This is a genomic window from Pseudomonas knackmussii B13 (genome assembly GCF_000689415.1).
Classification (GTDB): Bacteria; Pseudomonadota; Gammaproteobacteria; order Pseudomonadales; family Pseudomonadaceae; genus Pseudomonas; species Pseudomonas knackmussii.
The window spans coordinates 789035-815199 of the sequence record NZ_HG322950.1; the positions used below are offsets into that span (position 1 = coordinate 789035).

Genomic DNA, 26165 nt, shown 5'->3' on the forward strand with positions numbered 1-26165 from the left:
CTGCCATGGGGCGGAAGTCTTCCATCTCGCGGCTGCCAGATAACGTCCGGGCCTACATCGAGGGCAAGCTCGCCGAGGGGCGGCTGACCCTGGACGAGCTGATCGCCAACCTGCAGGCGCAGTTCCCCAGCCAGGCCGAGTCGGGCGAGCTGCCCAGCCGCACGGCGGTGCATCGCTACGGCCAGAAGCTGGAGCGGCGCCTCGCTGCGATCCGGGCCAGTACCGAGGCTGCGAAGATCATCCGCGCCCAGGCCGGCGACGACCTGGACGCGCGCAGCGAAGCGTTGACGGCGATGATCCAGTCGGAGCTGTTCGAGTCGATCATCGCCTTGCAGGAGGCTGGTGATGAAGAGATGGACCCCGGTGAGCGCGTCGGCCTGCTCGCCTCGGCGGCGAAAAACATCGCCACGCTGACCCGCAGCTCCGTTGCCCTGAAGAAGTTCCAGGCCGAGGCCGAGGAGCGTGCTCGCCTGGCGCTGCTCGCCGAGCAGAAGGCGAAGCTGGACGCGATGCCGAGCAAGGGCGGCGTCACTGAGGCCACCAAGGCCGCGATCCGGGAAGCACTGGGGATCAGCTGATGAAGCTAAAGGGCAATGCCAAGATCATTCCGGCCAACCCGGAAGCCATCTTCCTGCCATACCAGAGCCGCTGGATCACCGACTCCAGCCGCCTGAAGCTCATGCAGAAGTCCCGTCAGATCGGCTTGTCCTGGTCCACCGCCTACGCCGCTGACGAGCGCACCGCTGCTGAAGATGCCCGGGTGGATCAGTGGGTGAGCAGCCGTGATGACCTGCAGGCGCGCCTGTTCCTGGAAGACTGCAAGATGTGGGCGGGGATCATGAACCAGGCCGCCAAGGATCTGGGCGAGGTCGTCATCGACCCGAAGAACAAGATCTCCGCCTACGTCCTGGAGTTCGCCAACGGACGCCGCATCCACAGCATGTCGAGCAACCCCGACGCCCAGGCCGGCAAGCGCGGCGGTCGTATTCTGGACGAGTTCGCCCTGCACCCGGACCCACGAAAACTGTGGTCGATCGCCTATCCGGGTATCACTTGGGGCGGCGCCATGGAGATCATCTCCACCCATCGGGGCAGCCAGAACTTTTTCAACCAGCTGGTGCGCGAGATCGTCGAGGGCGGCAATCCGAAGGGAATCAGCCTGCACACCGTCACGTTGCAGAACGCCCTGGACGACGGCTTCCTGTTCAAGCTGCAGCAGATGCTGCCGGCCGACGATGAGCGCCAGGCGATGGACGAGGCGCAGTACTTCGACTTTATTCGGGCCGGCTGTGCGGACGAGGAGTCCTTCCAGCAGGAGTACATGTGCAACCCGGCCGACGACGACGTGGCCTTCCTGGAGTACGACCTGATCGCTTCGGCGGAGTACCCGCAGACCGCGAACTGGAAGCAGTTGGAGGGCGGCAGGCTGTTCGCTGGCATCGATATCGGGCGCAAGAGCGACCTGACGGTGCTCTGGGTGGTCGAGCTGCTCGGCGACGTGCTTTATACCCGCCACATCGAGCGCCTGCAGAACATGCGCAAGTCCGACCAGGAGCGAATCATCTGGCCGTGGCTGGCTCGCTGCGATCGCGCTTGCATCGACGCCACAGGCCTTGGCATTGGCTGGGCGGATGACGCCCAGGACCAGTTCGGCGAGAGCCGGATCGAGGCCGTGACCTTCTCGACGCGCGTGAAGGAGGCGCTGGCCTATCCGATCCGCGGGGCGATGGAGGACCGCAAACTGCGTATCCCCTACGACCCGAAGACCCGCGCGGCCCTTCGCCAGGTGACCAAGCAGACCACCTCCACCGGCAACATCCGGTTTACCGCAGAGCGCACCGCCGATGGCCACGCCGACGAATTCTGGGCGCTCGGCCTGGCGATCCAGGCGGCGTCCCAGCAGGGCACCATGCCGATCGAGTTTCACTCGACTGGCGTTCGCGCGTCTCTGGACCAGGACGCCAGCGGCGGCCGCACTACCACCCGCGGCTGGGGCACCGTCGCCGGCCGTAACGACCTCGGAGGCTACTGATGCAACAGCCCAAGCTCGGCCAGGAGATCGCCACCACCGGCGATGGCCGCGATATCACTCGCCCGTTCCTGTCTGGCCTGCAGCAGCCGAGCGACTACATCCTGCAGCGCCGCGGCGGCAACGATCTGCGCATCTACGAGGAAGTACTTCGTGATGGCCAGGTCAAGGCGACCTGGGGGCAACGCCAGCTCGCAGTGGTCAGCAGGGAGTGGCAGGTCGACGCCGGCGGTGATCGCCGGATCGACAAGGCCGCAGCCGAACATCTGCGGCAGCAGCTGCAAAACGTCGGCTGGGATCGGATCACCAACGGCATGCTCTACGGGGTGTACTACGGCCACGCCGTGGGAGAGGTGATCTACGGCCGCGACGACCGCTACATCACGCTGCAAGCGATCAAGGTGCGCAATCGCCGCCGCTTCCGTTATGACCAGGAGGGCGGCCTGCGCCTGCTCACCCCGCAGAACATGTTCGAGGGCGAGCCGTGCCCGGCTCCGTACTTCTGGCACTTCTGCACCGGCGCCGACAACGACGACGAGCCCTACGGCCTTGGCCTGGCCCACTGGCTGTACTGGCCCGTGTTCTTCAAACGCAATGGTCTGAAGTTCTGGCTGACCTTCCTGGACAAATTCGGCATGCCCACGGCGGTCGGCAAGTTCGGCAAGAACGCCACCCCAGAAGAAAAGGCAAAGCTGCTGGCGGCGACGCAAGCGATCCAGACCGATACCGGCGTCATCATGCCGGAGGACATGATGATCGAGCTGCTGGAGGCTGCTCGCTCCGGTACCGGAGACTACAAGATCCTGCACGACACCATGGACGAGACCATCGCCAAGGTGACGCTGGGCCAGGTGGCGTCCAGCCAGGGCACCCCTGGACGCCTGGGCAATGACAATCTGCAGGCGGACGTGCGTCTCGACTTGGTCAAGGCTGACGCCGATCTGATCTGCGAGTCCTTCAACCTCGGGCCGGCCCGCTGGCTGACCGAGTGGAACTTCCCGGGTGCCGTTCCGCCTCGCGTGTACCGCGTGGTCGAGGAACCCGAGGACATGGACGCCAAGGCCAGTCGCGACGAGAAGGTGTTCCGCTTCTCCGGGTTCAAACCGACCCTGGGCTACGTCCAGGAGACCTACGGCGTAGAAGTCCAGGAGGAGGTCCAGCCGACTGCCGATAGCTCCGCGCCCGCTGCTCCCGCTGAGTTCGCGGAGGGTGATGGCGGCAGCGACCCGGCCTCGGCCATGACCACCCAGCTGGCCAAGGCAATGCAGCCGGCGGTCAAGGACTGGAGCGACCAGTTGCGCTCCCTGGTCGACAGTGCCACCAGCCTCGATGACCTGCAGGCGCAGCTGCTGAAGCTCGCCCCCCAGCTGAGCCTGGACCAGTACGCGGCCGCGATGGCCACCGGTCTGCAGGCAGCGAACCTTGCAGGTCGCACTGATGTCCAGGACGATCTGGCTGCGCGAGGCAACGCCTGATGGCCACCGCCGCCAGCTACGGCAGCCTCGCCTTCAAGGAACAGATCGCTTTCTTCGAGGCCAAGAACCCCTCGGTCAACTACGCCACCGTGCGTGGTGCCGCCCACGACCAGTCCTTCGTCAGCGCCGGGGCTCATCGCGCCGACCTGGTGGCAGATCTGTTCGCGGTGGTGAACCAGGCGATCCGCGACGGCCTCACCCTGGAGGAGTTCCGCCAGGACTACTACGCCGTCCTGGACAACTACGGCTGGGAACCCGATGGCGGTCGTGCCTGGCGCGCTAAGGTGATCTACCGCACCAACTTGCGCACCAGCTACGCAGCTGGCCGCTACGCCCAGCTGCAGGCGGTGAAGGCGACTAGGCCCTACTGGGGCTACCACCACAGCGACGCCGTGGAGCACCCGCGTGAGCAGCACCTGGCCTGGGATGGTCTGAAGATCCATGCCGACAACCCTTGGTGGAAGACGCACTATCCCCCCAGCGGCTTTGGCTGCGAGTGCTACGTCACCGCCTACAGTCTTGATGAGATCCACGCCATGGGTAAGACGGGGCCTGACGAGCCGCCGGCCGAGCGCATGCGCAACATCTTCTTTCGCGGCGAGACGGTTCAGGTGCCAGAAGGCGTCGATCCGGGGTGGGACTACGCACCAGGACGTGCCGCCTTCGAGAACCAGGTGCAGCTCACCCTGGAGAAGACAGCACCACTCCCAGCGGTGCCGGCGGCGAAGATGAACAAGCAGCTGCTGGACGAGGACAGCGTCGAGACTGCCCTACAGGGCTCCTGGTCAAGCTGGGTGGATGAGGTCGCCGCCGAGCCGATCGTCCATGGCACCGCCCGCAACGTCGGTACGCTCAGCACGGAAACGGTCGCGGGTATGCAGCAGGCCGGCGCCGAGCCGCAGACCGCCCTGGTCAGCATGGACGACGTGCACCTGGTGCCGTTGGTGAAGGCCGCCCAGGCCGAGCCGCCGGATAATGCGTTGTCGACCGTGCTGACGCTGGCCGAGCTGGTGCAACTACCGCAGATCCTCGCTCAGCCCGAGGCCGTGCTCCTCGATGCTGTCAGCAGCGCCCTGATCTATGTCTTCGACACTGGGCGCGACGGCGGCAAGGTGGCGATGGTGGTCAACTATCTCCTGCAGGGCACTTCGCGGAGCAACCTGGTGCAGTCGGGCTCGGTCATTGGCGTGGAGCAGCTCGGCCAGCAACTGGCGTCCGGCCGACTGGTCCTGGTGGAGGGCACGCTATGAGCGGCGCACGCATTGAGTTTGAATTCGACCATCAGCAGGTCACCCAGGCGCTGAATGCCGGCGCGGCGGCCTTGGGGGAGCCTGAGAAGATCCTGCAGGATCTCATCGATCCTCTGATCCGCATTCACCAGGCGCGATTCAAGGCCCAGCAGTCACCTGATGGCACGCCCTGGCAAGCACTGTCGCCGCGCTACCTGACGAGCAAGCGGCGCAACAAGGACAAGATCCTGACGTCGGAGGGTTTGCTGCGGAACACACTGCGCGGCCAGGTCGACGGCGACTCGCTCCTGTTCGGTACCGATCGGCCCTATGGCGCCATCCACCAGTTCGGCGGGAAGATCGAGCGCCAGGAGCGCGCGAGTACCGTCTACTTCAAGATGGATGAGCGTACCGGCGCTGTCGGCCGGAAGTTCGTACCGAAGACGAAGAGTAACTTCGCCCAGGACGTGAAGATCGGTCCCTACACCATCGATATGCCTGCGCGCCCCTGGTTGGGTACCTCAGACGCCGACGACGGCATGCTGCTGCAACGCGTTATGTCCTTCCTGACGGCCGCAATAGTCAACTAGCGATTTTCGCCCCGTAGTGCGTCGAAGAGGCCCTCGGGGCTACCCTTGCCCGTCCTCGATACCGTTCGGGGCACTTTGGGCGTTTATAAATCGTCCGGGCGGGGTTGCCAGCATCGGCCCGAGCGTGGTTTCGTAGAAAAGCCTCTCGCACCACCCATCTGCAATTGTTGGGAAGTCAAAAAGCTTCCCTGTCCTGGCCGCCTCACTCTGGCGGCATGAACAAGCCAACCGCCACTCTCCCGATTCTCCCTGCCGGCAGTCACGTCGCTCTCGACGGTCGTCCGGTGGAATTCACCGAGGCCGCTCTGCGCGAAATCGCCGAGACCTACAATCCGGCGTTGCATGAGGCCCCGCTCGTCATTGGCCACCCGAAGCTCAATGCACCGGCCTACGGTTGGGCCAAGAGCCTCGAAGTGCGAGACGGCATGCTCTATGCCGAACCGCACCAGGTGGTCCCGGAGTTCGCCGAGGCGGCGAACCGGAAGATGTACAAGAAGCGCAGCGCATCGGTGTACCTGCCGACCACGCCCGGCAACCCTGTTCCCGGAAAGCACTACCTGCGCCATATCGGCTTCCTCGGTGCCGTCCCGCCGGCGATCAAAGGAATCCCCGACGTCGCACTCGACTTCGCCGAGGACGATGGCGCGCTGGCTGTCGAGTTCAGCGAGTCATACGCATGGTCATCGGTGGTCGACGTGCTGCGCCGGATGCGCGACTGGTTCGTCGAGCGCGAGGGCGCCGACAAGGCCGATCAGCTGATCCCGCAATGGCAGCTCTCCTCTATAGAGGAAGACCTGCGCCGCGCTCCTTCCGACCAACCCCTTGCTTCCTTCTCCGAACACTCATCCGAGAGAGGCGATGAATCCGCAGCGGCATCTGCCGCCGCTGCGGCTGAGCCTGCTGGTGCCGTCACCGATGTGGACGGCACGGCCTCGCCGGCGGCAGATGCCGAACGGGCCACCCATCAACCACAGCAGGACATGACCATGCCTGACGAAGCTGCGCTCCAGGAGCGCCAACGCCTGCTCGACGAGCGCGAGCAACAGCTGGCCACCCGCGAGGCGGAAGTGGCTCAGCAGAAAGCCCAGGAGCACCGCACTGAGGTCACCGAGTTCGCCGAAGGCCTGGTCGCCGCCGGGAAGCTACTGCCGCGCCAGAAGGCGCCGGTGATCGAGCTGCTGGTTGCGCTGCCTGCCGATACCCCGCTGGAGTTCGCCGAAGGCGATGCTCAGGTCAGCAAGCCGGCTGGTGACGTGCTGCGCGAGTTGCTCACTGCGCTGCCCAAACAGGTCGACTTCTCCGAGAAGTCCGGTGGCGACGCCGGTCTCGGTTTCGCCGACGCCAGCTCCATCGCTGCGCGAGCACAGACCTACCAAGCCGAACAGCGCGCTGCTGGCAACCACATCAGCGCGACCGAGGCTGTCGGCCATATCACCAAGGGAGCCAAGTAGCCCATGAACATCCCCGGTCTCACCACTGCCAAACGCGCCGTCGGCGCCGTCGCGCCTCGCCGCATCTGCGTCCACGGTGCTTCCGATGGCCTGGCTGCCCAGGCTGCCGACGGTACTGCGCTGCTGATCGGCATCAGCACCGATATCCCGGCCAACGACGGCCAGTCGTTCGATGTGTACCGCTCCGGCCTGGCGCCGGTTGAGTACGGCGGCAACGTCACTCGCGGTAACCCGCTCACGGCGGATTCGCTGGGGCGAGCGATCGCCGCGACCATCCCGCCCGCCGCCACCACCTACATCATCGGCTTTGCCGAGGAGAGCGGTGTGCTCGGTGACATCGGTTCCGCACTCATCGCCCCGGCCGTGCTGCCGGTTAGCGCTTAAAGGAGTCCTTCATGAGCAACGCACCGTTCCCCATTGATCCCGAGCTGACGGCGATCGCCATCGCCTATCGCAACGGCCGCATGATCGCCGACGACGTGCTGCCGCGCGTTCCTGTAGGCAAGCAGGAATTCAAGTACTGGAAGTACGACCTGGCCGATGGCTTCACCGTCCCGAACACCCTGGTGGGTCGTAAGTCCAAGCCCAACGAAGTGGAGTTCGATGCGACCGATGCGACCGCCAGTACCGAAGACCATGGTCTCGACTCGCCGGTCCCGCAGTCTGATATCGACAACGCCCCGGCCAACTACAACCCCCTGGGCCGAGCAGCCGAGCAGGTAACCAACCTGATCGTCCTCGATCGCGAGGTGCGTACCTCCGCCCTGGTGTTCAACAACAGCAGCTATGCCGCCGGCAACAAGGTCACCTTGTCCGGCACCGATCAGTGGAGTGACGCCAGCAGCAGTCCGCTGCCGGTGATCACCGACGCTCTGGATAGCCTGGTCATGCGCCCGAACATCGGCGTGTTCGGCCGGCGCACCGCTACGTTCCTGCGTCGTCACCCGAAGATCGTGAAGGCCTACAACGGCACTCTCGGCGACGACGGCATGGTGCCGCTGGCATTCCTGCAGGACCTGCTGGAGCTGGAGCAGATCCTGGTCGGCGAGGCCCGTATCAATACCGCCAAGCCTGGTCAAAACCCGGTCCTGGCTCGTGCCTGGGGGCCGCACGCTTCCTTTATCTACCGCGATCGCCTGGCCGACTCCCGCAACGGCACCACCTTCGGCTTCACCGCTCAGTGGGGCGGCCGCATCTCCGGCTCGATCCCGGACCCGAACATCGGCATGCGTGGCGGCCAGCGCGTGCGCGTCGGCGAGTCGGTGAAGGAACTGATCAGCGCCGGTGACCTGGGTTACTTCTTCGAGAACGCGGTCGCTGCCAGCTGACCCTGACCTGGGCGGCCCGCGTGGCCGCCCTCGGAGTTTCTTTCATGCCGAGAAAAACCAGCACTACCAAGGCGGAAGGCCAGGCAGCTCCCGCAGCTTCGATCGAATCCAAGCTGCCGCCGGAACAGCAGCAGGCCACCGCGCTGCAATACATCGAGGGACGGCTCGCTGGCGTCCAACTTCACGACGGTACCGTCGTCCCCCTGGCGGAACTGCCGGAAGCGGATCTGCGCAAGATCGCTATGGACATGGAGATCGACGAAGCCAATACGCTGTCCCTCGAGCAACTGGTGGTCGCCATCCAGGCCGAGCCGGTCTTGGTCGACAAAGGCGACGATCTGAGCGGCGCTGGCGGTGACGTGCTTCCGCACATCGCCTGTGAGGATGGCCGCTACCAGGTACTGCTCACCGACGGCTCCCTGGCAAGCCTGGAGGAGCTTTCCACTGACGACCTGGTCGCTCTGGCCTGCGCGTGCCTGCGCCTGGCCCCCGTCGGCCTGGCCGGCGCGCAGATCATCGGTATGGATCTCGCTGGCAACGAGAGTGTCCAGGTCCTGCATGGCAGCGCCGGTGGGTCCGATCGCTATGTCGTCCGTCGTGAGCAGCTGAGCCATAACGGCTTGTCGTACACCCATGGCGACTCCATCCAGTTCGACGATGACGAGCACGCTCTTCAGCTGCTTGCTATCGGCGCTATTGCCCCTGAGGTGCTGTGATGGACAACCAGCACCGCAAGATCGCCGGCTACCGAGAGCTTTCGCCTGAAGAAGTCGACCTGATGAACCGCATCAAGGCGAAGGGTGCCGAGTTGCTTGCCCTGCAGGCGGAGCTGGCCGGAAGGTTGAGCACCGACCTGGAGACCAAGCGTTCCAATGCCATTCGCTCGGTCGCCGGTAAGGAGTTCAACGGCACGCCCTACAACGAGCACACCGGTGCAACCGATGAATGCATCGAGTTCCGGCGCTTCCAGGCCTCGGAGCCGCTGCGTTGGGCGGCGCTGGGCAAGACGGACATCCAGACCGGCGTCATGGCGCTGGTCCGTGCTGTCGCACAGCCAGGGGGCTGCTGAGGTGACGACGATGTACATCACCTTGTCGGAGCTGGCCGATCGCCCGGGCCCCGAGGAGTTATCGCAAGCCGCAACGCCTCGGCGCTTCCGTGCGGTCGACGCCGATCTTCTCGACGCCTTGCTGCGGGGCAACCCGGTCAGCGACTGGACGTCGGAAGAGGTCGAGATCGGCACCCAGGCCCTGGACGTGATCGTCAGCGCGGTCAATGACGCCCAGGCCTACATCGACGGCTTCCTGCAGCAGCGTGGCTATCTGCCGCTGCAGCAACGCTACGGCATCGTCACCGGCTGGGCCAGGGCGATCGCCCGTTACCTGCTGCACAAGGATCGCCTGAGCGGCGAGCAGAATGATCCGATCGTCCGCGACTACCGCGATGCGGTGAAGTTTCTGCAGCTCACCGCCGACGGCAAATTCAGCCTCGGCCAGGACGATCCTGTGGCCACACCATCGAATGGTGCGCCGCAGGTTACAACCTCTGGCCGCACCTTCAGCCTCGACAGCCTGAAGGACTTCTGACATGTCCAGCGCGCCGTTCGACCACAACCTGGTCATCGACAGACTGAAGGACCAGGTCCCGGAGCTGCAGGACGTCGGCGGTGCAGCCGACCTCGCTGCCGTCACCAAGATCCGCGACTTCAGGACGCCGAGCGCCTACGTGATCCTAGCCGTCGAGACTCCCATCCCGCGGCAGTCTGGTGCACCAGGTGCCGCCACTCGGCAGATGGTGCCGGTGAACTTCGGCGTGGTGGTTGCCGTGCGCAACTACCGCGACAACAAAGGCCAGGCCGCTGTGGACGATCTCCGCTCGGTCCTTGGTCGGGTGCGTGACGCCCTCATCGGCTGGGTGCCGCCCGGGATCACTGGCGCCCGTGACTGCCAGCTGGTGCAGGGCAAGGTCATCGACTACGACACCGACACCCTCGTTTGGACCGACCTCTATCAGACGCAACACTCCATCGGGAGAGCCTCATGACCACCCCCATCAAGAAATCCCAGGCCGCCCAGGCCGCCGATGAGCAGCAACTGGAGAAGGTGACGCTCATCGCTCCGCACAAACATGCTGGCGCGAAATACCAGGCAGGCGACGAGATCGAGGTCAACGCGATCGAGAAGTCGTTCCTGCTGCAGCACAAGAAGATCGCCGGCGCGAGCCAGGAAGCGGCCCCGGCCGCCAAGGAGTAACCCATGTCGAAGCTGTTTTCCTTCCAGGGCAAAGTCTTCGCCGGCGATCGTCTGGCGAACGGCACGCTCAGCCGCCCGGTGTGGGCAGGCAACGTACCGGCCATGAGCCTGAAGCTGTCCACCGACTCCACCAACAAGACCGAGTCCTTCTCCGGCAAGCGCCTGCAGTACGGTCGCCTGCAGAAAGGCACCACTGCGCAGCTGGACATCACCTTCGATGAGTGGCTGCCGAAGAACATCGCACTGGCCATCTGGGCGACTCAGGTCACCCTGGCTGCCGATACTGTCACCGCCGAGTCGCTGGAGGCCGACCTGGTGGCCGGCGACTACGTGAAGCTCGACGGCCAATTCATCTCCTCGCTGGTCCTGACCGACAGCGCCGGCACCCCGGCTACCCTGGTCGAAGGCACCAACTACCGCACCGAGTCGGTCAATGCGGGGCTCATCGAGCTGCTCGATGTCACCAGCCTGACGCAGCCGTTCAAGGCCGCCTATGCCACCGAGGCCGCCGATGCATACACGATGTTCACTGCGGCTCCGCCCGAGCGTTACATCCTCCTGGACGGCGTGAACACCGAGACCAACGAGTCGGTCATCGTCACGCTGTACCGCTGCAAGTTCGACCCGGTGAGTGACCTGGGCTTCATTAACGACGATTACGGCAACTTCCAGCTGTCCGGCAGCGTGCTGTATGACGAGCTGAACGCTGCCGATGCCGAGCTGGGTGGGTTCGGTCGGATCGTTCAGAAGTCGGCGAGCTAACCATGGGCAGAAGGGTCAAAGCTCCCGTCAAGTCCGCGCCAGCCGATCAGGTTGGTGCGGACGATCTCCAGGTGCTCCATCCGGAGCGTTCGCTCTCGATCGCCGGCCGAGAGATCACCGTTCGCGAATATGGATTCGTCGAAGGCCTCGGCCTGCGGCCGCTGATCCAGCCCTTCCTCGACGATCTATACGCGCTGGTCAACGGTCGAAAGGGCCTGCCACCGCTCGAAGAGATTCTGGGCGTGTTGGGCAAACATTCCGACCTGGTAGCGCAACTGATGGCCATCGCGGCCGATGTCGACCCGGAATGGATTCATCAGTTGCCTTCGCAACAGGGGAACACCCTGTTGTACGCCTGGTGGACCGTAAACGGCCCTTTCTTTGTCGGGGCGGTGGTGGATCGGATCAGGGGCGAGCTGGCCGCGGAAGCGCAAAGAAAAGCGCTCGCTGGGCCGACGTCTACGCAGCCCTCATCGTCGGAGGGTATGGAACCGCAGCCGCCATCGGTCGAATGACCGAGCGGCAGATCCTGCTGCTGTACGAGGCGGAGCTTCGGCGCAGGCGGATAGAGAGGATGGAAAACCTCCTCGATGCCAATGCGGCCTTTGCCGGTGGAAAGACGGCGGAAAGCCAACTTAAACAGCTCCAGCGCTGACGCCCTGGAGCTTTTTTTCGTCCCCCAAAAAGAACGGTTCACGCGCGCGCGTGACCATGCGGCACATCCCTTCCGATGTGACACGACATGGCCGGCAAAGAACTCGATCTCGCGCTGCGCATCCGCGCTGACCTCGCCGATGGGCAGAAGGCTCTCGAAGGCCTCGGGCAATCCGTTGTCGACGTCGGCGACTCCGCGCAGCAAACCAACACACGCCTGGCCGAGACCGGTCGTGCCGTCGACTCCCTGCAGGCTGACAGCGCTGCAGCGGCTACCGCTCTGGTGGCCATCGACAACGCTCTGCAGGGAGTTGCTCAAGGTGGCCAGCAGAGCGCGGCGCAGATCGAAGCTACTGCAGCTGCAATAGATGGTCTCGCCTCCGACGGAGCTCAAGCCGCGGCGGGCCTTTCTGCGGTAGAGAGCGCGCTCCAAGGTGTCGGCCAGAGTGGTCAGCAGAGCGCCGGTCAGGTCACCTCCGCCGCTCTCGCCGTCGACAACCTGGCAACCGACAGTGCCGAGGCAACTGCATCTCTTTCGACCGCTCAGGCTGCCCTGCAGGGTGTAGCCCAAGCCGGCCAGCAGAGCGCAGCCGAGATCGGTAGTGCTGCGGCTGCGGTTGACGAACTGGGCAGCAGCGGCACCTCCGCGGCGGCGGCGGTGTCGACCATTGAATCGGCTTTGCAGGCGACGACCACTGGCGCACAGGCAGCTGCAGCACAGCTCGACCAGATCCTCCAGGTGGTGGTGGACCAGGCGGCCGAGACCAGCCGTCAGCTTGCCACTGTAGGGGAGACTGCGGACCAGCAGGCAGAGCGCATCCGCGCGATGGTCGCCGCCAGCCTTGAGCAGCAGGCCGCAGTGGATGCTGCCGCCACCAGCAACGAGCAACTCAGCGCCTCGCTGGCCAACGTCAATGCAAACTGGCAGGAGAATGCTCGAGCGCAGACCGAAGCCGCCAACCTCTACCACAACACTGAGCGTGCGATCGCCCAGCAGGCCGAGGCAGAACGTCAGGCAGCAGAAGACGCCGCCGCGGCGACCGAGGCACTGCGCGCCCAGGAAGCCGAACTAGGAAAGCTGCTGGGCCAGATCGACCCGACGATCCGCGAGCTGGAGCGCCTGGACGACCTGGAGCAACGCCTGCGTGGGTTCCAGGGCAAGCTGCTCGATGCGGAGAGCTTCGACGAGTTCAACGCCAAACTGCGCGAGCAACGCCAGCGCCTGGACGATTCCAGCAACGGCATGCGCTCCGCCGGGATCTCCGCCGGCCAATACCAGCAGGCCATGCGGCAGCTGCCCATGCAGCTCACCGACGTCACTACCAGCCTGGCCAGTGGCATGCCGCTCTGGATGGTAGCCATCCAGCAAGGCGGCCAGATCAAGGATTCATTCGGCGGCGTTGGCAATGCTGCTCGCGCGCTGGTCTCGCTGTTCAACCCGCTGACCGTTGCGATTGCGGCGGTGACCGCTGGCGCCGGCGCCCTGGCACTGGCTTGGCACCAGGGCAGCGCCGAGGCCGACGAGTACAACAAGGCCCTGATCCTGACCGGCAACTATGCCGGTGTGACGGCTGGCCAGCTCGCTGCGCTGGCGCGCGAGATGGATGGGCTGCGCGATGTCTCGCAGGGCAGTGCTGCGGCAGCACTGACCGAGGTGGCAGCCAGCGGCAAGTTCGCGGGTGACCAGATCAAGCTGGTGGCCGTGGCGGCCGAGCAGATGCGCGTGGCCACCGGAAAGGCCGTCTCCGAGACCGTCGCCGAGTTTGCCGACCTGGCGAAGGACCCGATCACCGCCATCCTCAAGCTCAACGAGACCCAGCACTTCCTGACTGCCACGCAGCTGGAGCAGATCCGCACTCTGCAGTTGCAACAGGGCGAACAGGCCGCCGCCACCGAGGCCATGCGTGTCTATGCGGCGATGATCGCCGACCGTGCCCCGCAGATCACCCAGAACCTCAGCTCGATTGAGCGAGCCTGGCGCGAGATCAAAACGGCCGCAGTTGAAAGCTGGGATGGCGTGGTCAATCTGTTCCGTCCGACCGGCGACGCCCAGCGCATCACCGAGCTGACTACCAAGATCGCCTATCTGAAGAGCACTCTGGGTACCGGGTTTGAACCCTCGGCCGACACCCAGCAGCAGATCGACCAGCTCAGCAGCCAGCTGGAGGCCCTGCAGAAGAAACAGCAGGCCGCGGCCGAGGCTTCCAAGAACACCGTCGACTCGGCAGCCGAGGCCAAGCGCCAGGCTGCCGCCGACTCCTTCATCAAGTCCGCCGAGGCTCAGGTGGAGAGCCTGTCGAAGCTGACCGAAACCGAGAAGGCGCACCAGGTGATGCAGCAGCAGGGCATCGCCGAAACGAGCAGCCAGGGCCAGGCCATGCTCGCCGCCGCCAAGGCCGCCGACGAGAAGAAGGCTGCGGTCGACGCCGCCACCAAGGCTGAGCGCGACCACGAAGCCGCGCAGCGCAAATCCCGCCAGGAAGCGGAGGCAGCCGCTCGCCAGGCCAAGCAATCGGCCGATCAGCAGGAGAACTTCGTCCGTGGCCTGGAACGCCAGGCCGCAACCCAGGGCCAGTCGACGTCCGAGACCCGTGCCTACGACCTGGCCGAAAAGGGGCTGACCGGCACCCTGCGCGCTCGCGCCGAGGCGGCGCTGGCTGTCCTCGCCGCAGACGAGCAGAAGCGCCAGGCTGACGCAGACGCCAAGCAACTGGCCAACGCCCAGGTCCAGCTCCTCGATGCACAGGGGCAACAGGCAGCGGCGGCCAGCCTCAAGATCGAGCAGCAGTATGGTGAGCTGCTGAAGCGCCTGCAGGCCCGCAGCGACACCGCCGGCGCCGACCTGGTGCAGCGCCTGATCAACGTCAGCCAGGCCAAGGCCCAGCTCGACCAGGTCAGCAGTGAAATCGAACGCCTGTTCTCCGACCAATCCCGACAGGAGCAGTCGGTCCAGGCTCAGCAACAGGCTGGTCTGATCAGCGAGCTGGGGGCTCGCCAGCAGCTGCTCGATCTCCACAAGGCGACGGCCGACCAGGTAGAGAAGCTGCTGCCGCAGATGCAGGCGCTGGCAGAGGCAACCGGAAACCCGGATGCGATCGAGCGCGTGAAGGACCTGCAGACGCGCTTGCAGGAGCTTCAGGCCACCAGCAACCAGTGGCAGCAGTCCCTGCAAAAGGGCTTCGAGAATGGCCTGCAAGGTGCTCTGGAGGGCCTGGCTACTGGCACGGAGAACCTGAAGGAAGCCGCTGTGAGCTTCCTGCAGGATATTTCTCGGAGCATGGCCAGCCTTGCATCGCAGACGCTGGCCCAGATGGCATCGGACAGGCTGACAAACCTCTTCAACGGCGAATCCAGCAGCGCTTCTATGACTGCAGGTGCGGCAGCAGTCTCCACCTCTGCGACGCAGCTGTCGGCTGCAGGTGCCTCGCTGGTGACGGGAGCTGCTGCAATTTCTACTGCGGCGGCCGCCCTAGCTGCCGCGTCCGGGAGCAAAGGCGCCGGCGGCGCAGCCGCTGGTGTAGCCGGCGACGGCATTCAGGGCATCGTCGACAACTATGGCGCGCCGAGCGATGTGGTCAGTTGGCCCGGTGCCGATGCCACCCAGGCCACGGCCGAGGCGATCGGCAGCGCCACCAGCGAGGGCGCCGCGGCGATGGGGGATGCGATCACCTCGGCGTCTACCGCCGGTAGCGGGACGTTCTCCGACGCGCTGGGTTCGATCTTCAGCAACGGCGCCGACCTGTTCAGCGGACTGTTTGGGAGCTTGTCCAGTAGCGGCGGCGGAGCGGGCATGTCCTCGATCTTCGGCTCGATCTTCGGCAGCGGAGCAGGTGCCGCCGGCGCCGCTGCAGTCATGGTCGCTACGGGTGGTCATATCCTCGGGCCAGGCACAGGTACCAGCGACTCCATCCCGGCGATGCTCTCCAACTATGAGTACGTCACCCGCGCCGCGGTGGTTCAGCAGCCTGGCGCGCTGGACTTTCTCCACGACTTCAACGCTCGCGGGATGTCCGCCTTGGGTGACTGGGGGCGCATCTTCCACCACGCCACTGGCGGCCTGGCAGGCGTACCGGCGCCCGCTATGCCGTCACCGACAATGCCTACTGGTGGCGTCGCAGATCCGCTAAGGAACCTCGCGGCCAACATGACGACCCGCCTGCGCATCATCAACGCCCAGGACCCCGAGGACGCAGTGCGCCGGCAGGCAGCCACTCCCGCGTTCGAGAAGGCGATCCTCAACATCATCGGGAGCAACCCGACCGCGGTGAAGGAGCTGCTGGGATGAGCTTCGTTACCGGCGCAACTCCGATCTGGCCGGTGCCGCCGGACTGGGCGGACGGTGTCAGGGAAACCCTCGACTGGCTCACCAACTACCTACCAGCCCGCAATGGCCGCGCGCAGAAGCGCGAGCTGCGCCAGGCTCCGCGGCGCAGTATCGAATTCACGGTGATCAGCGACGAGCAGGGGCGCCGGGTGGCCGATGCCATCCTCAACGACGCCGGCGGGAAGTACTGGCTGCTGCCGATTTGGCACGACGTGCAACTACTCAGCTCACCACTGGCCAGCGGTTCCAGCTTGATCACCTGTGCGCCGGCCGGGCGCGATTTCCGAGCCGATGGCCAGGCGCTGCTGTGGAACGCGATCAACGACTGGGCCGTCCTCGATGTCGACGAGGTGGTCGAGGGTGCTTTGGTGCTCAAGGCCTCAACCACACGCACCTGGCCGGCAGGGACTCGCCTGTACCCGCTGCGCCTGGCGCACCTGGTCGAGCAGCCCCAGGAGACCACCTGGACCGATGAGTCCGGGACCAGGTCCATCCAGATGCTGATCGACGAGCCCTGCGACTGGACAGCAGCGCTGCCGACGGCCACCTATCGCGGCGTGACAGTCTTGGAGATGCGCCCAGACCAGGGCGACGACCTGCAGCAGACCTACACCCGGCTGCAGGAGGTCGTCGACGTTGGTACCGACCTGGTCACCTTGTTCGACTGGGGCGGCCGGGCCTTTCGCGAGGCATCGGTGACTTGGCTGGCCTATGGCGTCGAGGCGAACAACGAGCTGCGCTCGCTGCTGTATGGACTGCGTGGCCGCATGCAGACCCTATGGGTGCCGACCTGGAACAACGACCTCAAGGTCGCCAACGACATCTCGGCCACCACTACCCATATCACTGTGGAGTGGGCTGGCTACACGGTCTTCGGTCGCATGCAGCCGAACCGTCGCGACATCCGCATCGAGCTGCTCGATGGCACCGTCTTCTATCGCCGCATCACCGCATCCCAAGAGGACGGCGATAGCGAAGTGCTGACTGTCGACTCCGCGCTGGGCGTGCTGGTCCAGCGCCTGCAGATCCGCCAGGTCAGCTTCCTGGTTCTGGCTGAGCAGTCGAGCGATACCGCCGAGCTGCAGCACGACGCCGACATCGAGGGCCTGACCCACCTCACCACCAGCTTCATCGGAGTTCGAAACGATGACATCTGAGAGCCGTGAATCCTCCTGGGATCAGGGTAAGCCGGTCGCGTTCTTCCGCTTCACCCGGAAGACCCGCAACTGGTTCTACACCAGCAGCGATCGCGACGAAGTACTCCTCGGCGACACCTACCTCCGCGCGTCGATCTCGCGCACGGCCATCCGCCAGGGCAGCGAGCGTGCTCGGCTGAACATCACCATCACGCTGCCGAGCACCTTGCCTGTCGCCGAGAATTGGCGCCCGTACCCATCGATCGACCCGATCGCCGTCACCTGTTTCATTCGCCACGTCGGCGAGGACGATGCCCTGGTCGACTGGGTGGGCCGGGTAACTGCCCCGAAGTTCCTGGGTGCCACCCTAGAACTGACCTGCGAGCCGACTCAGACGCGGGCCAAGAAAATGGGCGAGCAGCGCGCCTGGCAGCGCGGGTGCGGCCTGGAGCTGTACTCGCAGGGGCCGGGGCTCTGCAACGTCGACCGTAGTCTTCACGCGGTGGCAGCCACCATCACCGCAGTCGATCGCCTCAATGTCACTGCCCTGGAGTTCGGCTTGGTGGCGAACCGGCGACTGGCCGGCGGGTATATCGAATGGGCCGAGCCTGATGGGCTGATGGAGTACCGGACGATCAAGCAACACAACGGCTCGGTCATCACGCTCGACTACGGCGCCGCCGACCTGCTCGCCGGCAAGGCGATCACGGCCTATCCCGGCTGCGCACATACCTGGTCCGATTGCGCCTATTTCGGAACCCGAGATCGGTACGGCGGCGACATCTATATGCCTGTCCAGAACCCGTACAGCGGCGATCCGGTGTGGTGAGGGCCTGAGCATGTGGGTACAGATCGCAATCCTCGTCGTTTCCGCGCTCATCAACTACGCCACCCGATCGAAGCCAACCAAGCCCGAGCCGCAGGAAGTCACCACGCCCACCGCCGAGGAGGGCAAGAAGCTACGCAAGGTGTACGGCACCGTCTGGGTGGATGACGCCCAGGTGCTGGGCTTCAAGAAGATGGGTACTGACCCTATCCAGACCAAAGGAGGCAAGAAGTGATCGTCACGCTCGCGCATCTGCGCTCCATTCCGGGCTACGGCCCGAAGCCAGGGTTCTGCGCAAGTGGTAGCCGGGCCTTCTTCAAACGTCACGGCCTGGATTGGGACACCTTCCGGCGCGAGGGCATCGCAGCCGAGGAACTGGCAGGCACCGGCGACGCCCTGGCGATCGCCTTGGTCGAGTGGGCTCGTAAGGTAGAGAGTGCATGAGCAGCGGCAGCAAGAAGCAGACGGTCGGGTACTGGTACCGCATCCTCGGCCACTATGGGCTCAGCAAGGGGCCAGTGGACGCCTTCCTGGAGTTGCGCGGTGGCGATCGCACTGCCTGGAAGGGGCTCCTCCAAGCCAGCGGGCGTATCCATGTGGCTGCCAAGAACCTCTGGGGTGGCAAGAAGTCCGAGGGCGGCCTGGAAGGCGACATGGACCTGATGTTCGGCGAGGCCGATCAGGCGCCCAACGACTACCTCACAGCCAACCTCGGCGAGCAGCCGGCGTATCGCGGCAAGTTCACTGCAGTGTGGCGGGGTGGGATCTATGGGGCGATGAACCCCTATCCGAAGACCCTGGCCTTCAAGTTCCGGCGCATCCTCAAAGGCTGGGACAACGATACGCCCTGGTACCCAGAAAAAGCGCCGATTCCGCTGGTGCCGGCTGAGCCGATGGCTCTCTACTTTGCCCTGGACATCTCCGGGTCCATGGCCGATATCACGCCGAACGGGCAATCCCGGCTGGCCAACATGAAGTCGGCGATCGTTGCTGCTCTCCAGGTCATCTCCGATGTCGTGCTCTCCACCGATGCAGAGGTCGACGTCATGGTGGTGGGTTTCGGTACCCAGCCATCAACCCGGACCTCCTTGATGCGTCGGCGCTGCAGCAAAGCTGACATCGCTGACTTGCAGGCATTCGTCAACGGCCTCTCCAGCGGTCTCTGGACCTACTTCCCGGCTGGGCTGATCGACATGCCGGCATTCTTCAGCGGTGCGCCGACAGACTCCAAGCAGATGGTGTTCTTCTGCACCGATGGTGCGCCGACCACCTCCGACAGCTCGATGACGGCCGAGCAGATCGCAAGCGCCGCAGGTGACCTGGTTGCCGCCCAGTCTGGTGTCAGCGTCTATGCGATGAACATCGATCTGGACGACACCACCTACACCGCATACGTCGACAACACGCCCGACGACGGGGTGCCGGTGATCGCCGGCGACAACCCGGACGCCATCACCAACGTGATCATCAGCGGGCTCGGAGGCCTGATCGGGATGAACCCGATCCACATCCTCTACGACAGCCTGACGGCCCGCGACATGCAGGCCGAGCCTATTGGTCTGATCAACGATGCCAGCTTCCGTGCGGCAGCGGACAAGTGCTTCGCCGAGGGGCTCGGTCTCTGCACGACTTATGTGCCCGACGAAGAGGATCTCGAGGCCTTTCAGCAGCGCATCTGCGACGTGATCGGCGCCAATCTGACCCAATCGCGCGTCGACGGGCAGTACTACGTCGACCTGATTCGCGGGGACTACGACTTCGACACGCTGCCGATCCTCACCTCGGACGACGTCATGGAGTTCAGCCAGGAGCCGACCAACCTCAACGAGGTGACCAACCAGATCCTCGTGGAGTGGTTCGACCCGCAGAACAAGGAGGATCGCACCACCCAGCCGATCCAGGCCATGGGCGCGATCATGGCCTCCGGTGGGGTGAGCAGTGAAACGAAGACCTATCGCGAGCTGCCGACTGAAGGGCTGGCGCTCCGGGTCGGTGCACGTGACCTGCAGGCCAAGGCGACGCCGCTGTCGCGATTCAACCTCACTACAAACCGGCGGCCATGGAAGTGGCGCCCCGGCAACTACTTCCGCCTGCAACTGCCTGAAGAGGGCATTGCCGACATGGTCTGCATCGTCGGCGACATTGATACCGGCACCCACGTTGACGGCCGTTGCCGCCTGAAAGCCGTTCAGGACGTGTTCGCCTTCCCCGATACCGTATATGTCGAGCCTGAGCCTGGACTGGCTGGGCCTGAAGATCCGTCACCAACGGCTGCGCCGCACCAGGTGCTGATCGAGGCACCCTATGTGGAGCTAGTCACCAGCTTGTCGAATGCTGACTTCGCCGCGTTTCCGGAAGATGCAGGTGCGTTGCTGACGATCGCCACTCGCCCCTCGAATGGCCTGAACTATTCGATCTACAGCGCTGGCGAAGGTGAGTCGCTGGCGGATAACGGCACCGGCGACTGGTGTCCGAGCGCTGCTGTTGTCGAAGCCTCTGGCTACCTCGACACCGACTTCACGCTCAGCGATGGCAACGACCTTCACCTCGTGAGCATCGGTTCCTGGGCGCTTTGGGGCGGCGAGATCGTGCGTGTCGATGCATTGGATGTCACTGCCAGCACCGTCACTGTTGGCCGCGGGTGCGCAGACTCGGTGCCAGTCGAGCACATCGCTGGCGAACGCATCTACTTCTGTGGAGAGTGGGCAGCCACCGATGGGCGCGAGTACGTGGATGGCGAAACCGTCTCGGCCAAGCTGTTGACTCGCACCAGCTCTGTGGAGCAGACGCTGGCCAGCGCCCAGTTGCTTGAAGTTGAGATGGCCCAGCGGCAATTCCGTCCTTACCCGCCCCGAAAGCTTCGTCTCGGTGGGGCGGCGTATCCAGATACCGTAACTGGATCGCTGGTGCTGGATTGGCAGCACAGTGATCGGGTGCTGCAGGCAGACAAGCTGCTGGACAACGAAGCCGACGGCGTCGGGCCCGAGGCTGGCGTCTCATATACCGCCAGAGCTTATCTGCTGCCTGGCGGCGCTCTCGCTACTGAAGCCACTGGGGTTGTCGGCGTCACTACTGATATCACACCGGCAACGACCGGCGACTATCGTGTCGAGCTGTTCAGCGTGCGTGGCGGCCTTGAGAGCTACCAGCGCCATTCTGTTGAGGTTCACGTCAACATGGGGAGCGCCGTCGCGTTTCTTGTGTTTCCTCTCACCTATGATGAGCAGGACTCGACCGGGTCTCTCACGCTAACCAGGAGCAGCGGGTACGGCCCCTTGGTTACTCCGTCAGGGTTCGAGGGCGACGGCTATGGCGCACGGCTGAAGACTACATCGCTGCCTTCCTGGATAACGACGTCCGGGGCGGAGGTCTCGCTCGTGGCCTCCGTCAAGTGCGAGGCGCCCTACGTAGCCTCCGGCCAGCGGGGTGTGTTCGCGTCTCTGTCTGAAGATACGACCGCAGCGAACCCGTTCTTGGAGATCAGCTCATACAGCGACTTTGCCGGCGGCGGATACACGGGGGTCATGATCCTCCGGTGCTTCGGCAGTGTGAGCGGGGGCACAGCGGGGACTCTCTACACCCCTTTGTTCCGGCCAGCGTGGAGGCATGAAGTGGTGCTGCCGGTACAGACCTCTGGCGTCTATAAGGGAGTGCCGCAGGCGTGCTTTATCCTCGACGACGACACGATGCTGATGTCGGCTCACTATCAAGACACCGAAAGCAAGGTCTTCAAGATTCGCTTGAGCGACGGCGCGCTGCTCGGGCAGTTCACCTTCGGCACGACGACAAACCGCCATATCGCGTCGATAGCGCGAGACTCGTCGGGGAACATCTGGATCGCAGATTATGAAACCTCCGCTGTCCACCAGGTCGACCTCGCCGCATCGTTTTCCTCGGGCACGGCAGTAATCCTGTCGACCTGCAACTTGTCAGCCGCTGGCGCTGGCTATGCTATCGACTTCGTCACGGTGAGCGGGACCGAATACCTGCTGGCCGGCAACTACTCCACTACCGACACTGCCTACGTTTGGGTGATCCCGGTTTCGCTTCTGTCCACGACGCCGTTCGTGAGCGGGACCGAGTACAAGAAGTTCCTGGTTGGGCGCCGCGTGCAGGGCCTGGCCATGAAGGACGGGAAGATGCTCCTGTCCCGAAACCAATCGAGTGGAGGGGCCGAAACCTTCGGCGTTGTTGACCGCTACGACATAGTGACTGCGATTGCGAGTACCGCTACAGGAGCCACCATTACCAGGGAGGCGTGGTACTACGCCCCGAGCATGTATCCAGAGGACATTGGCGTTCACCCCAGCAACAACCGCATCTATGTGACTACCGAGGGCTACGGCACCACGCCGGACTCCACGACCGGCGGTGGATGGCATTCCGCCTGGAGTCGTGAGTTGGTGGCGCAGGGGGAGACGAACCACGTTACCGCCGAGTACAACGGCTCTAACTCGATCTCGGTCAAGCTGAACAACCGGCAGTTTTGCACTGTGGCCGTGGCCCTCACTGTGGCTCCTGCCGCCATTAGCATCGGCGGGCCGCCCCCAAGCAGCGCGGGCATCGCTACTGGTTTCTGCTACGGGACTGCGGCGAACGTTGCTTTCGTCAACGGGCCGGTTTCGGACTCCGAATATGCCGCAATAACTGGTGGCAGCTACGAGACTGGCACCCTCACTGCCTATGAGCTGACGCTCACCAATCCCGGAGCGGAGAGCGGAAGCACCACTGGGTGGACTGTCGAATCTGGTGGCATGACTGTCCGTAACGCGAACCCGGTGCCCTATGAAGGGGCCTACTACTTCACGGGCGGCAGCTTCGTCACGTCGGTATCCAGGCAGCGTATCGACCTGGTTGCGCAAGGGCTATCGGCGGCGGACCTGGACACCGGAACCCTGTGGGGCCGCATTCGCTGGCGGCAAGCGTCCTACGACAGCGCCAACGACCCCGGCGGTATGGGTATGCGAGCAGTGGACGGCTCCGCGGGGACGATCTCGACCGCGTATTCAGCAAGCGCGGTCATGCCGGTAGGTTACACGTCTAGCTTCGGCGGCATATGGTTCCCGCGTAGCTTCACTCTGGCGTTACCAACGCTCACCCGGTCGCTCGACGCGCTGTACAACGCCTCTGGCCGCACCAGCGGTACCGCGAACGACCACTACGTAGATTCCGTCAGGATGACTGTCTACAAGCCTTGAGTGTTCATGATTTTTGGAAATCCTTTTCCGTACGTGAAATGCTTAGGTGATCCTATTTATCGCGCCGAGAGAGGCGAAATTTCGCGCGGCGCTACAGCCTTCCTCCTCGGCGGAACCATCAACACCCTGATGGTGCTGGGCTTCCTGCCCAACGTCTTCCTCACCATGTACGCCAGCCAGATCGGCTCGGCGCTGGAGGTCGGGCTGCTGTCGCTTGCCCTGGCCGACCGCATCAACGCGATGAAGGAAGAGCGCACGCGCATCCTCCAGGAGTCCAGCCGCAAGCTGGAGCAGCTCAACCTGGAACTGGCCAACAGCAACCGCCTGAAGGACGAGTTCTTGGCCACCGTCACCCACGAGCTGCGCACGCCCATGAGCGGGGTGATCGGTTCGCTGGAGCTGATGCAGACGGTGCCGATGGACGTCGAGCTGACGCAGTACCAGAAGACCGCCACTGGCTCGGCGCGGGACATGATGCGCATGGTCAACGACATCCTCGCGCTGATCGAGCTGCAGGCCGGCAAGCTCTACCCGCGCCGTGAGCCGTTCAGCCTGCGCGGGCTGTTCGACAGCCTGCGCGCGCAGTACGCGCCGCGCGCCGAGGAAAAGGGCCTGCACTTCGTCCTGCTGCTCGACGAGAGCCTGCCGGACACCCTGGAAGGCGACGCCGGCAAGCTGACCCAGGCACTGGGCTACCTGCTGGACAACGCCATCAAGTTCACCGCGCAAGGCAGCGTGGCGCTGCGCGTCGAAGGGCGCCAGGACGACGAAGGCGTGGCGCTGCATGTCGAGGTGCAGGACAGCGGGATCGGCTTCGAGACCCCGGAAAACGATGCCCTCTACCAGCGCTTCCACCAGCTCGACGGGTCGCTGACCCGCGAGTACGGCGGCCTGGGCATTGGGCTGGCGCTGTGCCGGCAGCTCACCGAGCTGCTCGGCGGCAAGCTGAGCCACACCTCGGCGCCCGGTCGCGGCAGCCTGTTCCTCCTTGACCTGCCGCTCGGCCAGCCGGTGCAGGGGATAGCCGTGCCGCCGCCACGGCGCGCCGGCGGCCATGCGCTGCGCCGGCCGGAGCAGTGCACCGTGCTGGTGGTGGAAGACAACGCGATCAACCAACTGGTGATCCGCGGCATGCTGCTCAAGCTCGGTTACCGGGTGCGCACTGCCGACAACGGTTCGGAAGGCATCGATCTGCTGCGCCGGGAAACCATCGACGCCGTGCTGCTTGACTGCCAGATGCCGGTGATGGACGGCTTCGCCACCTGCCGTGCGATCCGCACCCTGCCGCACGGCGCCGAGCTGCCGGTGCTGGCGATCACCGCGCACAGCCACAGCGGCGACCGCGAGCGCTGCCTGGCCGCAGGGATGAGCGACTACCTGGCCAAGCCGGTGAAGTTCGAGGAACTGCAGACCCTGCTGCACGACTGGTTGCTCTGCCAGCCTGCGCAGCCCAGCCACGTCTGACCGGTCGTCGGAAGGGTGAGAGAGAAAAATTCTCGCCCGCGGACACCCGGCAAGCCTGAAACGCGCCGTACCGCCAGGGGCGCGCGCAGGGTGTTTCTGCCAAATTGCCGAAGAATCCGGCAGCGTCCGCGGAGCGGTGGCGCGTTTGCTCGCTGCGGTGACCGATCGTCGGGATGTCGCTGATTTACCGGATGATTTCCTCAGTAAATGGCTTATTGCCATTACCGTTGAGCTCCCTCAGCATTTTTGCTTTGCTGGGTTTGGAGTAACGCCTCGGCATGCTTCGTCGGTCAGTTCAGGGAGCGGCTGACTATTACAAAAAAGGGTAGGTATGCCTTGCGTGAGGAATTGAAAGAATGCCCGTTAGGGTTGTGTTGGTCGATGACCATGAGCTGGTCCGCGCCGGCATCCGTTCGCTGCTGGTAGAGGCGGGTTACCAGGTCGTTGCCGAGGGGAACGACGGCGATCAGGTCGAGGAACTGATCGAGGCTCATGCGCCGGATGTCCTGTTGCTCGATCTCACCATGCGCCGCTGCTCCGGGCTCGAGGCCCTGTCGGTGGTGCGTTCGCGCTGGCCGGAGCTGCCGGTCATCCTGCTGTCCATGCACGACACCCGCGACTACGTGGTCCAGGCCATGCAGATGGGCGCCAGCGGCTACCTGCTGAAGGATGCCGCGGTGGTCGAGCTGCGCCTGTCGATCGAGGCGGTGATCGGCGGGCATCGCTACCTCAGCCCGCGCGTTGCCGGCCAGGTCATCGATGCGCTGTCCCGACCGGCAGTCGAGGTCCCGGTGGAGCTGCTGACCGGTCGTCAGAAAGAGGTTCTCTACTGGCTGGCCAAGGGCAAGAGCAACAAGGAAATCGCGTTCATCCTCAATCTCAGCGTGAAGACCGTAGACACCCACCGCGCGCAGATCATGGACCGCCTCGCGATCCGCGATCTGGCGGGGCTGGTGCGGTATGCGCTGCGTCGCGGAATCATCAAGCTGGACGAGTGATCCGCAGGAGTTTTCCTAAGGAAATCTACTGAGACGCCCCCTTCCTATTTTGCTGATTAGAGCCCGCCGGCTTTTTCCCTAAGCTTCGCCATGCCCATCAAAAGATGGCTTGTTGCCACCACTGGGTGGCGCTTGCGGCTGCGTGCGAGTGGCCGGACCTCCCGAAGGCTTCTGAGAGAACCGGAGTTCGAGAATGGCCGACCAGCGACTGATCGCCCACCTGCCGCGTGCCTGGCTGCTGGCCGGCTTCGTCCTGCTGGCGGTCGTGCCCCTGGTCCTGGCGATCAACTGGTGGGCCGGCCTGATCGGTGTCGTGGTGCTCTGCAGCGGGTTCGGCCTGCTGCTCCAGGTCCGCCTGGGTGGCGAGCCGGTGCGCGGCATCGAGCCGGTTCCTGGCGTGCAGGAAACAACCGAGCGCGACCTGAACGATCTGCGTGCGCTGCTCGCCG

Annotated in this window: 23 protein-coding genes and 1 pseudogene; all 24 read left to right on the forward strand. The window is 64.5% G+C overall.

Translation table 11 applies throughout. The features are described from left to right. Positions 1-5: 5 nt before the first annotated feature. The 24 genes and pseudogenes from PKB_RS03805 (at position 6) to PKB_RS03915 (ending at position 25716) form a co-directional block, all read left to right on the forward strand. The gene (locus tag PKB_RS03805; RefSeq protein ID WP_043249160.1) at positions 6-578 is read left to right on the forward strand and encodes a phage protein Gp27 family protein; all 573 of its coding nucleotides are present in this window, start codon (positions 6-8) and stop codon (positions 576-578) included. Then, the gene (locus PKB_RS03810; RefSeq protein WP_043249161.1) at positions 578-2032 is read left to right on the forward strand and encodes a phage terminase large subunit family protein; all 1455 of its coding nucleotides are present in this window, start codon (positions 578-580) and stop codon (positions 2030-2032) included. Before PKB_RS03805 ends, PKB_RS03810 begins: the two co-directional genes overlap by 1 nt. Further along, positions 2032-3504: a DUF935 domain-containing protein gene (locus PKB_RS03815; protein ID WP_043249164.1), complete on the forward strand. Its 1473-nt coding sequence runs from the start codon at positions 2032-2034 to the stop codon at positions 3502-3504. Before PKB_RS03810 ends, PKB_RS03815 begins: the two co-directional genes overlap by 1 nt. Continuing rightward, positions 3504-4754 (forward strand): phage head morphogenesis protein, encoded by a 1251-nt coding sequence (locus PKB_RS03820; RefSeq protein WP_043249167.1) that lies wholly within the window; start codon positions 3504-3506, stop codon positions 4752-4754. The genes PKB_RS03815 and PKB_RS03820 overlap by 1 nt, the downstream gene beginning before the upstream one ends. Next, positions 4751-5323, forward strand: a complete 573-nt coding sequence (locus tag PKB_RS03825) for a phage virion morphogenesis protein (protein ID WP_043249170.1) — start codon at positions 4751-4753, stop codon at positions 5321-5323. Before PKB_RS03820 ends, PKB_RS03825 begins: the two co-directional genes overlap by 4 nt. A 215-nt stretch (positions 5324-5538) precedes the next feature. Beyond that, positions 5539-6774, forward strand: coding sequence for a peptidase (locus PKB_RS03830; RefSeq protein WP_043249173.1), 1236 nt, complete (start codon positions 5539-5541; stop codon positions 6772-6774). Between the two features lie 3 nt (positions 6775-6777). Continuing rightward, positions 6778-7158 (forward strand): DUF2190 family protein, encoded by a 381-nt coding sequence (locus PKB_RS03835; RefSeq protein WP_043249175.1) that lies wholly within the window; start codon positions 6778-6780, stop codon positions 7156-7158. Between the two features lie 11 nt (positions 7159-7169). Continuing rightward, positions 7170-8102, forward strand: coding sequence for a hypothetical protein (locus tag PKB_RS03840; RefSeq protein WP_043249177.1), 933 nt, complete (start codon positions 7170-7172; stop codon positions 8100-8102). A gap of 44 nt (positions 8103-8146) precedes the next feature. Continuing rightward, positions 8147-8818, forward strand: coding sequence for a hypothetical protein (locus tag PKB_RS29955; RefSeq protein WP_043249180.1), 672 nt, complete (start codon positions 8147-8149; stop codon positions 8816-8818). Beyond that, positions 8818-9171, forward strand: a complete 354-nt coding sequence (locus PKB_RS03850; protein WP_043249181.1) for an Acb2/Tad1 domain-containing protein — start codon at positions 8818-8820, stop codon at positions 9169-9171. The genes PKB_RS29955 and PKB_RS03850 overlap by 1 nt, the downstream gene beginning before the upstream one ends. Before the next feature lie 10 nt (positions 9172-9181). Next, a complete protein-coding gene (locus PKB_RS03855; RefSeq protein WP_043249182.1) occupies positions 9182-9688 on the forward strand; it encodes a gp436 family protein in 507 nt (168 codons plus the stop codon). 1 nt (position 9689) lies between these two features. After that, positions 9690-10145 (forward strand): phage tail terminator protein, encoded by a 456-nt coding sequence (locus PKB_RS03860; RefSeq protein WP_043249183.1) that lies wholly within the window; start codon positions 9690-9692, stop codon positions 10143-10145. Then, positions 10142-10354: a DUF7210 family protein gene (locus PKB_RS03865; protein ID WP_043249184.1), complete on the forward strand. Its 213-nt coding sequence runs from the start codon at positions 10142-10144 to the stop codon at positions 10352-10354. The genes PKB_RS03860 and PKB_RS03865 overlap by 4 nt, the downstream gene beginning before the upstream one ends. Positions 10355-10357: 3 nt before the next feature. Beyond that, positions 10358-11116: a phage tail tube protein gene (locus tag PKB_RS03870; RefSeq protein ID WP_043249185.1), complete on the forward strand. Its 759-nt coding sequence runs from the start codon at positions 10358-10360 to the stop codon at positions 11114-11116. A 2-nt stretch (positions 11117-11118) separates the two neighbouring features. Then, a complete protein-coding gene (locus PKB_RS03875; protein ID WP_043249186.1) occupies positions 11119-11631 on the forward strand; it encodes a DUF6631 family protein in 513 nt (170 codons plus the stop codon). Further along, positions 11628-11771, forward strand: a complete 144-nt coding sequence (locus tag PKB_RS29840) for a hypothetical protein (protein WP_167333355.1) — start codon at positions 11628-11630, stop codon at positions 11769-11771. The genes PKB_RS03875 and PKB_RS29840 overlap by 4 nt, the downstream gene beginning before the upstream one ends. Positions 11772-11858: 87 nt before the next feature. Next, entirely contained in the window at positions 11859-16055 is a 4197-nt protein-coding gene (locus tag PKB_RS28695) for a phage tail length tape measure family protein (RefSeq protein ID WP_052355165.1), read from the forward strand. Then, positions 16052-17251, forward strand: a complete 1200-nt coding sequence (locus PKB_RS03885) for a hypothetical protein (RefSeq protein WP_052355166.1) — start codon at positions 16052-16054, stop codon at positions 17249-17251. The genes PKB_RS28695 and PKB_RS03885 overlap by 4 nt, the downstream gene beginning before the upstream one ends. Beyond that, positions 17241-18059 (forward strand): phage BR0599 family protein, encoded by an 819-nt coding sequence (locus PKB_RS03890; RefSeq protein WP_043249187.1) that lies wholly within the window; start codon positions 17241-17243, stop codon positions 18057-18059. Before PKB_RS03885 ends, PKB_RS03890 begins: the two co-directional genes overlap by 11 nt. Before the next feature lie 10 nt (positions 18060-18069). Further along, positions 18070-18291 (forward strand): hypothetical protein, encoded by a 222-nt coding sequence (locus tag PKB_RS03895; protein ID WP_043249188.1) that lies wholly within the window; start codon positions 18070-18072, stop codon positions 18289-18291. After that, complete coding sequence (locus PKB_RS03900; RefSeq protein WP_043249189.1) at positions 18288-18500, forward strand: hypothetical protein; 213 nt, start codon at positions 18288-18290, stop codon at positions 18498-18500. Before PKB_RS03895 ends, PKB_RS03900 begins: the two co-directional genes overlap by 4 nt. Then, positions 18497-23254, forward strand: coding sequence for a vWA domain-containing protein (locus PKB_RS28700; RefSeq protein WP_052355167.1), 4758 nt, complete (start codon positions 18497-18499; stop codon positions 23252-23254). Before PKB_RS03900 ends, PKB_RS28700 begins: the two co-directional genes overlap by 4 nt. Positions 23255-23347: 93 nt before the next feature. Continuing rightward, positions 23348-24718, forward strand: a pseudogene (locus PKB_RS03910) (response regulator); the annotation flags it as partial. 356 nt (positions 24719-25074) lie between these two features. After that, complete coding sequence (locus PKB_RS03915; RefSeq protein ID WP_043249190.1) at positions 25075-25716, forward strand: response regulator; 642 nt, start codon at positions 25075-25077, stop codon at positions 25714-25716. Positions 25717-26165: the final 449 nt, after the last annotated feature.